5 protein-coding genes are annotated in these 12,367 nt (G+C 67.4%); 4 read left to right on the forward strand and 1 reads right to left on the reverse strand.

Features of this window, described 5'->3' with window-relative positions:
* The first annotated feature begins 28 nt into the window (after window positions 1-28).
* Both G6O69_RS24490 and G6O69_RS24495 read left to right on the forward strand, forming a co-directional pair.
* Window positions 29-6,688 (forward strand): RHS repeat-associated core domain-containing protein, encoded by a 6,660-nt coding sequence (locus G6O69_RS24490; protein ID WP_176397060.1) that lies wholly within the window; start codon window positions 29-31, stop codon window positions 6,686-6,688.
* Window positions 6,689-7,000: 312 nt separating this feature from the next.
* On the forward strand, window positions 7,001-7,453 hold the full coding sequence (locus tag G6O69_RS24495; RefSeq protein WP_172305933.1) for an immunity 26/phosphotriesterase HocA family protein: 453 nt from the start codon (window positions 7,001-7,003) through the stop codon (window positions 7,451-7,453).
* Between the two features lie 875 nt (window positions 7,454-8,328).
* Here the strand turns inward: G6O69_RS24495 and G6O69_RS24500 are convergent.
* Window positions 8,329-10,464 carry a hypothetical protein gene (locus tag G6O69_RS24500; RefSeq protein WP_172305934.1) on the reverse strand — a complete coding sequence of 712 codons (2,136 nt, stop codon included), beginning with the start codon at window positions 10,462-10,464 and terminating at the stop codon, window positions 8,329-8,331.
* Window positions 10,465-10,575: 111 nt separating this feature from the next.
* Here G6O69_RS24500 and G6O69_RS24505 point away from each other — a divergent pair, with 111 nt between their 5' ends.
* Together G6O69_RS24505 and G6O69_RS24510 are read left to right on the forward strand one after the other, a co-directional pair.
* Window positions 10,576-11,469 (forward strand): fibro-slime domain-containing protein, encoded by an 894-nt coding sequence (locus tag G6O69_RS24505; RefSeq protein ID WP_172305935.1) that lies wholly within the window; start codon window positions 10,576-10,578, stop codon window positions 11,467-11,469.
* A 57-nt stretch (window positions 11,470-11,526) separates the two neighbouring features.
* Window positions 11,527-12,351: a peptidylprolyl isomerase gene (locus G6O69_RS24510; RefSeq protein ID WP_172305936.1), complete on the forward strand. Its 825-nt coding sequence runs from the start codon at window positions 11,527-11,529 to the stop codon at window positions 12,349-12,351.
* Window positions 12,352-12,367 lie beyond the last annotated feature (16 nt).

Raw genomic sequence — 12,367 nt, forward strand, 5'->3', positions numbered from 1 at the left:
GATCGGCGATGCTTGGACCGTGCAGGACGTGAAGTCGAGTCGAGCCCGTCAAAACTCGCTGCTCGCGCTCCTCGGTCTTGTGGTGGTGCTCGTGCTGCCGCCGCGGGTTGGTGCGACGTCGCTGGCGGGGAGCTTTGTCCAACGCCTGACCCTCGCGGGGCCCCTGGCTGAGAGCGCGCCCCAGCTCACCACTTCCGCGCCTGTTGGGACGCTGCCCGGGACCTTTGTCGTCGATGACCGTGGAGCTGCGCGCTACAGCGTTCCGCTCGCGCTTCCGCCGGCTGCTCGCGGCTTCGCGCCGGCGCTGTCTCTCGAGTACGACAGCCAGCGCGGGGACGGTGGGCTCGGCGTTGGCTGGGCGCTCTCTGGGGCGTCGGCCATCGACCGCTGTCCGCGGACGCTCGCTGATGACGGCTACTTTCGCGGTGTCCACCTCGATGACGAGGACGCGCTCTGCCTCGATGGGCAGCGCCTGCGCCTCGTCGAGGGCGAGCACCTCCAGCCCGGCGCCCGCTACCGGCCCAAGCGCGATGACCTCTCGTCTGTCCGCGCCATCGCCCACGCCGAGGGCAGCAAGCAGTCTTGCCACGGCGGCCTCGCCTTCGAGGTCCGGCGCAGTGACGGCACCATCGACCTCTACGGCTGCCGTCGGGACGCCGTCGCCTTGCACCCCCGCGGCCTCGCCAGCTGGTCTCTGGCCGAGCGCCGCGACCGCTTCGGCAACGTCTACGCCCTCAACTACACGAACGAGACCGAGCTCCTCGAAGACGGCGAGGCCGACGTCGAGCGCTGGCTGACCAGCCTCGAGTACGGCGGCCACACCACGCTCCACGCCTTCACCCGCCACGTCCGCCTCGAGTGGGAAGACCGCCCAGACCCGGCCCAGGGCTGGCGCCTCGGCGCGCCGCAGCGCCAGACCAAGCGCCTCGCGGCCCTGAGCACCTTCGCCGAGGGCGAGCTCGTTCACCGCTACGAACTCGATTACGACACCCCCTCCATCACGGGCCGCAGCCTCCTCCACGCCGTCCGTCAGTGCGACGCGCAAGGCGTCTGCCGGCCAGACACCACCTTCGCGTGGACCGCCGGCTCCCTCGACTTCGACACCGTCCCCCAGCAGACGAACTTCGCCATCGAATACGCCTGGCCCTACCTCGCCAGCATCTGGTCCGACACGCCCAACACCCTCGCTCCCCGCGTCCTCGCCCAGACCATCCTCGACGCCAACGGCGACGGCCGCAGCGACTTCCTGCTCGCCGTCGGCCAGTCCAACACTCCCGCGCCCGAAGGCCGCGGCTGGGAGCTTTGGACCTCTCAGCCCAACGCCGACACGGCCGTCGCCCCGTGCAGCACCCGCGACGACGACCTCGCGCAATGCCTCGGCTTGGGTCACTACCTCGTCCACGAAGACCCCATCTCGGGCCTGCTCGCCGGCCCCAGCTACGACGACCTCGCCCCGGCCACGCCGCCGCTCTTCGCGGCCGACATCGACGGCGACGGCCGCGACGACGCCGTCGGCCTCGGCGATTCCATCAACTACTTCGGCGGCGCCCCGCCAGCCGGCAGCGCCTTCTACCTCGCCCTCGCGCGCCCCGAAGGCGGCGTCGAGCAAGTCGAGTTCGACCCTGGCGTCTCCCCAATTTGGCAGTTCACCGCTCACGACCAGACCGGCGATGGCCTCGGAGACCTGCTCTTTTGCGCTGGCGACCCGCTCCCAAACGCCCTCGACGAGCCCGAGCTCGGCACTGGCACCTGGCACTTCACTCCCAACCTCCCCACTGAAGGGTTCATCTCGGAGCAGGTCGTCGACACCGGCGAGCCCTGCTCCGTCTACGACAAGCTCCTCGTCCTCGACCACGACGGCGATGGCCTCGCCTCACTGCTGGTAATCCCCACCTGGGATGTGCAGCTCGGCGCCTGGATCCCTTCATCCAAGTGGTCCAACTACCACGCCCTGCGCCTGAGCCCCGGCGACTGGAGCGTCTCGCTCGAGGACACCGGCCTCCCGCCAGACCTCGCGCAGCGCTGGCGCCCCAGCCTCACCGCCCACTACAACGACGCCTACCTCGACGAGGACTTCCCCCGCTCGATGCAAGGCTTCGGCCTCGACAAGATCCTCGACATCGACGGCGACGGCCTCTCGGACATCCTCCGCTATGAGCTGCTCTCCGGCGACACGGCCGAAGACCTCGGCGTGCTCATGCAGACGATCGTCGTCTTCGATCCACCCTGGGCGGAGCAAGGCGGGATCCGCCTGTGGCGCAACACCGGCGCAGGCTTCGTCGACGGCGGCTGGCTGCTGCTCAGCCCCGAGCCGGGCAGGGGCGGCTTTCGCCGCTTCCTGGCCGCGGGCGTGCTCGACTACGACGCCGATGGCCGCCTGGATCTGCTCTCCCCCGTCAGCGATCCCAACGACGACACCTGGAACTGGTCGATCTTCAATCTCGACAGCCAAGGCGTCCTGCACGAGCACCCCGAGGTCTTTCACAGCCCGGTTCAAGAGTTCGCATCCAACGTCCACAGCGTGGGCGCCTTCGACCTCGACGGCGACGGCCTGCACGACCCCGGCGTGTTCCTGGGCAGCAGCTGGCAGCTGCGCACCCACGCCGGCGAAGTCCCCGACCGGCTGAAGACCATCACCAACGGCCTGGGCGCGCGCATCGAGGTCGACTACCGCGCGAGCGCCGACATCGACGCCCCCGAGGACTACGCCGACGCCGAGCTCGATAGTCCGAACTGCCTCTACCCCGCCCGTTGCGACCGCTGCCCCCGGCTGCTCGTCGAGGCCCACCGCGTCGACTCGGGCATCAGCGACGCCCCCCAGACCTTCACGCACCGCTACGGCACCGCCCGGCGAGACCGCGAGGCCCAGCGCAGCCTGGGCTTTCGCTTCCACGAGACCACCGAGTGGCGAGACGCGCTCCCCATCTACCGCCGACTCGTCCGCTTCGACCCCAGCTACGACGACGACCTGCACGCCTTCCCCTTCGCGGGCATGCCCTGGCAGGTCATGGAGGACCGCCGAGCCCCCGAGACCGGCCGCCACGTCGTCCGCGTCACCAGCCACAGCTTCAAAACACACACCATCGACTCGGGAAGCTACCTCCCTTACGCCGCCCAGACGCTCGCCAGCCGCTACGAACTCGACGCCTGCGAAGAAGACTTCTGCGCGCTCACGGAGCTCGACGAAGACCACCGCATCACCCGCGAGGTCCACACCGTCTTCGACCTCGACGACTTCGGCAACCCCACCCACTGGACGCGCACGACCTCCACCGGCAGCGAGACCTTCACCTACCGCACCCAGACCAGCTACCAAAACGACGCCGAGACCTGGCTCCTGGGCCTGCCCACGAAGACCATCCTGAGCTTCGAGCAGCCGGGCCTCCCCGTCCGCACGCGCGAGTCCATCGCCGCCTACGACCCCGAGACCGGCGCGCTGCTCCACCACGAGACCCAACCAAACGACGCCGAGCTGCGCCTCGTCACCGGCTACGCCTACGACGCCCACGGCAACGAAGTCACCCGCGCCGCCATCGATGGCAACGGCATCGTCCGCACGGACACCACAAAGTTCGACGACCACGGCGTCTTCCCCATCTCCACCACCAACGCCCTCGGCCACCAGACGAAGCTCCGCTGGCACCCCGGCCTTGGCGTACTCACCGAGACCCGCGACCCAAACAACCTGCGCCTCGTCGCCAACTACGACGGCCTCGGCCACGTCACCGCCCTGCGCCACTTCGCCGGCGACGACCCCCGCGGCGACGACATCACCTTCAGCTACGCGGCGCTTTCGGACCAAGACCCCGACGCCCCCGTCCTCGAGCTCCGCCAAACCACAAAAGGCCACGGCCACCGAAGCCTCGCCCTCGACCGCCTCGGCCGCATCGTCCACGAACGAGCCCTCTTCGCCGACGGCCTCGAACGCGTCACCCACAGCCGCTACGACCAAGCCGGCCACCACATCGCCCAATCTCTCCCCACCCTCGTCGGCACCCTCCCAGACGGCTACGAACGCTACTTCTACGACCACGACGACCGCCTCGTCCGCCACCTCCTCCCAGACCTCAGCGAAGAGCGCTGGGACTACGCCGGCCACGAAGTCCTCCACCACGACCTCGGCGGCACGGCCTCCCGCCTGCGCTACGACGGCGCCCTGCGCCTCGTCGAGAGCGTCCGCGCCCTCGGCTCCCCCGACGAAGAGCGCCTGTGCTTCGACTACTCGAGCTTCGAGCAGCTCACCCAAGTCCGCCCCAACTGCATCGAGCCCCACAAAGGCTTCGACCTCCCCGCCGGCGAAGCCCCACCCACCATCAAGTCCTTCGCCTACGACGACCTCGGCCGCCTCACCCACAGCCACGACCCCAGCGAAGGCCCGCGCAGCTACGCCTACAACGGCCACGGCGAGCTCGCGGCCATCCTCGACGCCAACGACCAGCTCACCACCTTCACCCACGACGGCCTCGGTCGCCTCATCACCCGCGACGACCCCGACGGCCAGACCACCTGGACCTGGGACACCACCTTCATCGGCGCCCTCGCCCACACCCAAAGCCCCAGCGGCCACGAAGACCTCTACGACTACGACCCCCACGGCCGCCTCAGCGCCCTCACCAAGGTCATCGCCGGCGAGCCCTTCACCCTGCGCTTCGCCTACGACCAGCACGACCGCCTCACCGAGATCCACTACCCCGAAAACGAGCTCAGCGAGCCGTTTTGGATCCGCAACCTCCACGCCCAAAGCGGCGACCTCGTCGAAGTCCGCCGCGGCTCCGACGACGCCCCGCTGTGGACCCTCGAGTCCCTCACCCAAGCCGGCCAGATCAGCACAGAGCGCCTCGGCAACGGCGCCCAGACCACCCGCAGCTACGACCCCCTGCGCGGCTTCGTCGAGCAGATCCAGACCCACTCCCTGCTCGGCGGAGACCTCCAGGATCTGCGCTACGACTGGAACCCCGACGGCACCTTGCTGCGCCGCCAAGACCTGCTCGGCGCCCAATCCGAAGTCTTCAGCTACGACGACCTCCACCGCCCGATCCAGACGACCACCACCAAGTCCGGCAGCGAGCACGTCCGCCACTTCGCCTACGACGCCCTCGGCAACCTCGCCTTCGCCAGCGATCGCGGCGCCTACGACTACGACGCCAACGGACGCCTCACCTACGCCGACGGCCGCACCCACACCTGGGACCCCAAGGGCAACCTCCTCGCCCGCGAAGCCCCCGGCGAGACCCTGAAGATCACCTACACCGCCTTCGACGCCCCGGCGCAGCTCCTCGAAAACAACCTGCTCACCGAGCTCGAGTACGACGCCGATCAGACCCGGGTCTACCGCTACGCCGAAGCCCAGGACGGCCCCCGCGAGACCATCTACGTCACGGATCTCTACCAGCGCCAGCGCACCCCCGAGACCACCGAGCACCACTACTACATCCCCGGCCCCGAGCGGCTGATCGCCGACGTCGTCGACACCCACAGCGATCTCGAAGCCTCGCGCGACACCCACTACATCCACGTGGATCACCTCGGCTCGACGGACGCCCTGAGCTCCGAGCTGGGCGTGCTCGAGCACCGCCAGTCCTACGACCTATGGGGCAAGGCCCGCGACCCCGAAGACTGGACCCTGCCCGAAGAATTCGCCGCGCTCAGCCCGATCAACCGCGGCTACACCGGCCACGAAGCCCAGTCGGACAGCGGCCTGCTGCACATGCGCGGCCGCATGTACGACCCGCACCTGGGCCGGATGGCCTCCGCAGATCCCTTCGTGGTGGATCCGCTGAGCAGCAGCGGCTGGAACCGCTACGCCTACGTCCTCAACCAACCGCTGGCGCGCACGGATCCCTCGGGCTTCATGCCCACGGCCGCGTCCACCGATCCCGAGAGCAGCAGCGACAGCGAGCCCCAAGACTTCGGCTTCGAGATGACCGTGCCGGTAGTCGGCACGCGCACCGCCGAGGGCGTCGCCGGCAGCGGCCAAGCCCAACAAGGCGACATCGGCGGAGGCGGCAGCGCGAGCGCGCGGGCGGATCAGCAAGCCGGCGACATCGGCCCGAGCGCAGCGCAGATCCAGCAGCTCCACGACAGCGCCCGAGCCCGCGGCGCAGGGATCGTGCGCCAACTCAACGCCCCGCCACTCCAGGGCTTCACGGACGCCATGGTCCGGCCGGAGAACCCCTCGCAAGAGCGGCGTCGGCTGGAGGTCTCACAGGAGGCAGGCGCGCGCGTGATCGCCACGATGCAAGACCCGCCGACGCACGTGGTCGTGTCGGTGGAGCTGGCGATGTTTTTCCTCTCGGGAGACGTCGAGATGGTGGGCGGCGCGCTGCGCTGGGGGATCCAGCGGGCGGGGCAGCGCAAGGCGGTGCGGGAGCTGGCGGAGGACGGCGGGGAGATCTTGATCGCGGGGTCCGTCAAGCGTAAGAAGCCCTCACGTTCGAGGCGCCCCAGTGCGGCAACGAAGCGCGAAGTTGATCGCGCAGCAACAGGACCCGACGGAGTCAAACGTTGCACCTATTGCGGAAAACCTGTAAAAGAACGCTCAGGCTCTCCGAACTCAAAGGAATACGACCATGTCGTGCCATGGTCTCGTGGAGGGGAATCGGGAGCTGACAATATCGAAATATCATGTCGAACATGCAACCGATCAAAGGGTGCAAAGACACCTGAAGAGTGGACCGGCTCAAAATGACGAACAAAGGCATCAATTATCACGCCAAGGCATATGCATGCATACACATACTGCAACACGACAGCCCTGTCCTTCTTGTATCCAGGGGTGATGGTGACTGGTGCTTCTTATGCGGAGGGATGCACGATGACAACCCCTCTCAATATGCAGTCGTTGGAATTGGTCATTTAGTTGACCGTGACCCAAGCTTACTTTCAATACTAGATCTAAAATCAGGGTGGGACGCAGAGCGAAAAGCGAAAGAAGGTGAGTGGGTCAGGTATCCGACCCCCGACGAAATATAATTTTTATCTTCGGGAGGAAGACAAGGATATGAAGAAGGCAAAACTTTCCCCTGGAATGGTTTTCATGGTCCCTTTGCAAGACTATGGTTTCGCATGGGGTATACTCACACGGGCAGATCAAAAGGGCCGTGCCTTCGGATACTTTTTTGGACCTCGGGTGTCAGGTGTTGAGGAAATTGACCTACAGACTGTACGTCCAGAAAACTCAATCCTTGCATGTAGGTTCGGTGACCTTGGCATCCTTCAGGGGGATTGGCCCGCAGTTGGATCGCTTGAAAATTTTGAGATGAAAGATTGGCCACTTCCTTCCATGTCTAGGATCGATCATGATTCAGGCAGGGCATGGATTTCATGGTACGATGACAATCTTCACTGCATCGAGGAGTCAGAGGTGAATATAGAAGAGGCTGCTTCTCATATAAGCGCATCCCTGATGGGGTTCGGAGCTGTTGAGTTTCAACTTACAAGGATCTTGACATGACTCCCCTGTCTAACCTCACGACAGCACCCGAGCCCGCGGCGCGGGGATCGTGCGCCAGTTCAACGTCCCACCGCGGCAGGCGCATGGTGATCGCCACGATATAAAGGGAAGAAGTGCGGGCCCAAGACGGATCCCAACGCGCTCCACAACGCGAAGATTCGCTCGGAGGCCGAAAAGCTCGAGGAGCAAGGGTGCCAAATACTCGCAGGTGGCGGACAACGCCCCGAGAAGCTGATAAAAACTCCTGGCGGAAAAAAAGTCGGGTCGGCACTCGAAGGCAAAGTCCGAGGGCGCAACATAGGAAGAACTCGAGTTGACGGAAGTCCAGTCAAACGAGAACAGGAAGCGCTCGCAGATCTAAACGGACCAGGACACACCCCTACCGACTTCACGCCTTACGATAGGTGAAAAACATGACGTCATCAATGACTCAGTTCCATGCAACCCCCGGCGAAAACACTGAATTCGCTCACCACATAGCATCTAACCCGGCAGTACACTCCACCATATTAACCTACCCTGCGCGCAGGCCGTGACCCGCGTTGGTCCCGAAGTGCTCGGCATAGCGGATCTCACCGGTGACGCGCGCGCGGATCACTGTCTTCTCGGCCACGATCACGCTCGCCGAGATCAACTCGCCAACTGACGACTGACAAGCGCTGGCGCGTACGCATCCCTCGCGCCCCTGATCGAGATGCAAGGATATCGCAACACGAGATCATGCAAATGGAGGTGACTTGTCATGAGGAAAGCTGACGCTTGATCAAATTATGAAAATGAAAACACAAAAAGAGTAGGGCTCCCTCGGCTTCCGGAGCCACGATGCAAGACCCCACCGACGCAGCTGGTCGTGTCGTCGACAACTCCCGGAGCGCTCACTTCAGCTTGGCGAGCAGCTCGGAGCGGCGCTCAGCGGCGACGACCTCGGCGCTCAAGCTCGCGGCGCCGTCTCGGGCTGCCGCCGCGCCGCCGCCGTGGCGCAGGACCACGAGGCCGTCCTGGACGGGATCGTAGTCGCGTAGATCGACGGCCCACAGCGCCTCCTCGAGGCAGCGGTCGAGGCTGTCGACGGCGAGGATCTCGGGCGCGTGGACCTCGAAGTGGAGCTCGCCCGCGGGGGCGTCGGGGCAGGCGGCGATGGCCGCGGCGAGGCCCTCTTCGAGGGTGGGCAGGCGCATGCGTACACCGCCACAGCGGGCGCCAAAGCCCATGCTGCAGCCGCCCGATCCGCCCCTCCCCGTGCGCGAGGTGACGGTCTTCGGTCCAGAGGGGGGCGCAGGCGGGCCCGCGAAGGCAGCGAGGGCGAAGGCGCTGGTGAAGCGCGAGACGACCTGGGCGTGGATGGCCAGGGCCTCGCGCTCCTCCGTGCTCAGGGCGTAGTCGTCGAGCTCCATGGCCGCGGTCGCGGCGACGCCGAGCCCATAGTCGAGATCAGGGGCGGTGACCCAGCTGCGTGTCTGGCCCCAGACCGCGCCGCTGAACAGCGCGCGGGTGCTCTGCGGGGCCTCGTCGAGCACCTCCCCCCAGTGGGTCCGCGTACCCGCGAGGGCGGCCTCGGCCAGGGGGATGCGCTCTCGGTGGGCGTCGGCGTCCTCGCGCACGAACTCGAGGCCCCAGACCCGGCGGGGCGCCAGCCACTCGCTGCCCACGAGCTCGGGATCGGCGTCGCTGGGATCGAGGCGCCAGCCCATGCCGCCGCTTTCGTGGGCCATGGCGGTCCAGGTTTCGGAGAGGGTGTCCGGCGAGAAACCGAGGGCACCGTCGTCGTCGGTGACCCGGGCGACGTGCATGTGCACCGCGGAGGCATCCGCGGCGCGCCGCTGATCCTCGAGTTCGAAGTCCGCGCGCAGCTCGAAGTCCGAGAGCAGCAAGACCCAGTCGACGGGGGCCAGGCCGCCCTTGGCTTGCGTGGGCCCCTGGACGCGATCGGCGGCCATCAGCGCTCGGGCGGCGTCGAGGGCCGCGCCGAGCTCCGAGCCGTTTTGCGCCTCGAACTCGAGGTCGAGGAGGGCGTCGGCGGCCCAGCTGGCTGGAACGTAGCCGTAGTAGAAAGGGCGAACCTCTCGATCGACGAGCAGGATCTCGGCCTTGGCCTCGGGCTGCTCCGCGCCGAGGCGCTCGAGGTAGGCCGCGGCCGCGGTGGTCAGCGCCTTGCGCTCGTAGCCCTCGAGCGAGCGCGAGGCGTCGACGATCACCGTCACGCGGCGCACGGGGGGCAAGGTCGCGAGGGTCCGCGGGAGGTCGAGGTTGGCGGCGACGAGGCGCCGCGAGGAGGACGCGGCGCCGAGGCTGGCGAGGTCGAGGTCGGCGGCTCGGGCGAGGCCGCGCAGGGGATCGCTGGCGACCATGGTCAAGCTCGTCGGGTCGCGGCCGTCGAGCTCGAGCTGCGCGCGGGCACCGAGAGACAAGTCGTTCACGGCCACGGACAGGCCAGGCTCGACGCCCTGGTGGACCTTCAGCTCGGCGGCCTCGCCGATGTCCTGAAAGCGCGGGAGCGCGACGCTGTAGCTGCCGTCGTCGTAGTCTGGCTCGAAGCTCAGGCGGTAGGACAGGGTCCGGGTCTGGAGCGGGGGGATCGGGTAGAGCTCGAGGGTCGCCTCGCAGCTGCTGTCGCGGCTGAGTAACACGGCGGTGTCGCCGTTGGTCTGCGACTCGCCCGGCCCGCGGGCGGCCGCGTCCGCGAGGTGGCCTTGCCAGCGAAGGTCGGCGTCGCGTGGCTCGAGGATCTGGGCGTCGATCCAGGCGCCCGAGCCGTCGAGGACGCGCAGCTCGGACAGCGAAGCCTCGCAGGGGAGGTGGAGATCGATCTCGAGGGTGGCCTGGCCCAGTCCGGGGTTGGAGAAGCTGCGCGTGACCTGAAGATCAGTGCGCTCGATCCCCGGGTAAATGTCGATCTCGTAATGCTCCTGCTGCGCGTTACCCGATCGTCCTCCGGATCCCCAGGCCTGCGACCAGGCGAGCAGGGGGAGGGCGAGGAGCGACGCGGTGAGCAGCAGGGGATGCGGGCGCACGAGGGGCCCAGACAGGGCCGATTCGTGAAGGTTCCTCGTGACATGCTGTGAGCTCGCAAACACAATTGTAGAGCGTCTGCGGGGCACCTCGGGCTCTGGCAAACTGTGTTCATGGATTCCCAATCGCCATCCAAGCGCCACGCCGTGCCGGCGCTCACCCTCGCGCTCGGCCTCGCCCTCTCCACGGCCTGCTCGGGCGACGAGCCCGAGACCGATGAAGGCATCAGCTCCCTCGCCGACGTCGACGAGGGCGACTCGGCGAGCGAAGAAGACGAGAGTGAAGACGGGGACGAGGCGAGCTCGACCACCGGAGGGATCAAGCTCGACATCGGTAGCGGCCTCGACATGGCCGATGGCGGGAGCGCGGAGACGGGCGAGGAGGACTGCGGCTCGACCTTGATCGCCACGGTCCGCGACTTCCAGGCTTCGCACCCGGACTTCGAGACCTTCTCGGGCGTCGACCCGGGCATCGTCGCGGTCGATCTCGGGGCCGACGACAAGCCCGTCTACGCCGGCGATCCGGACACGCCGACGACCACCGGCAAGGAGAACTTCGACCAGTGGTACCACGACGTCGAGGGCGTCAATCAGGCCTTCGAGATCGAGATCCCGCTGACCGACAACATGGACGGGAGCTACACCTACGCCAACTCGGAGTTCTTTCCGATCGACGATCAGGGCTTCGGCAACGAGTTCAACACCCACAACTACCACTTCACCCTCGAGCTCCACGGCGCGTTCACCTACGAGGGCGGCGAGGTGTTCGAGTTCACCGGCGACGACGACCTCTTCACCTTCGTCAACGGCAAGCTCGGCATCGATCTGGGCGGGGTCCACGGCGAGCTCAGCGGGCAGATCGACATGGACGCGATGGCCGCGACCTTGGGCATCGAGGTCGGCGAGACCTACAGCCTCGACTTCTTCTTCGCCGAGCGGCACACGAGCCAGTCGAATTTCCGCATCGACACCTCGATCGCCTGCTTCACGATCCCCGAGATCGGCTGACGCGAGCTCGCGCGCGAGGGCGTTGATCTGCGCACGAAGAGCGCGGATCATCGCCGAGTGTTGCGCGCGCTGGCTCGTGAACCCCTGATCCACTTCGGGCTGCTCGGCCTGGCGATCTTCGGCCTCTATCGCCTGGTCGACCCCGAGGCGGGGCAGGGCGAGCGCGTGGTGGTCGGCGAGTCGACCCTCGCGCGGATCGAGGCGGCCGAGTCCCGCCGCTTGGGACACCCGCCCACGGACGAGGAGCGTGACGCGGCGCTGCGTGCCTGGGCCGACACCGAGATTCTCTATCGCGAGGCGCGAGCTCTGGGCCTCGACCGCGGCGACCCGATCGTCCGCCGCCGCCTCGTCCAGAAGATGCGCTTTTGGCTGGAGGAGCGCAGCGAGCTGCCCGAGCCCGACGACGCCGCGCTCGAGGCGTGGATCGCCGCGCACGCCGAGCGCTTCGAGCGTGGCCCGCGGGCCGCGTTCACCCACGTGTTCGTGCGCAGCTCCTCGCGGGTGGTCCCCGAGGCCAAGCTCGCCGAGTACGAGCAGGCCCTGGCCGAGGGCGCCGATCCGGCCACGCTGGGCGAGGCCTTCGCGCTCGGTCAGGTGATCGCGGCCAAGTCCACCGCGGAGCTCGAGCGCCAGTTTGGGCCCGGCTTTGGCGAGGCCCTGCTCGCGCTCGAGGACGACGGGCGCTGGCATCGGCTGCGCTCGATCTACGGCTGGCACCTGGTCCACATCGATGATCGCCTGTCCGGGCGGCTGGCGACGGTCGACGAGGTCCGCTCCCAGGCCCGCGGGGGGCTGTTGCGTGACGCTCGCGAGCAGGCCGTGGCTGCGGGCATGGACGAGCTGCGCGCGCGCTATGAGCTGGTCTTGCCGGAGGACGCGTGAGGGCCTTCGAGTCACC

The organism is Pseudenhygromyxa sp. WMMC2535, assembly GCF_011083025.2.

Excerpts from the sequence above, each read along its gene's own strand:
- G6O69_RS24495 (WP_172305933.1), top strand. The coding sequence starts at position 7,001 with ATGAAGAAGGCAAAACTTTCCCCTGGAATGGTTTTCATGGTCCCTTTG.
- G6O69_RS24505 (WP_172305935.1), top strand. The coding sequence starts at position 10,576 with ATGGATTCCCAATCGCCATCCAAGCGCCACGCCGTGCCGGCGCTCACC.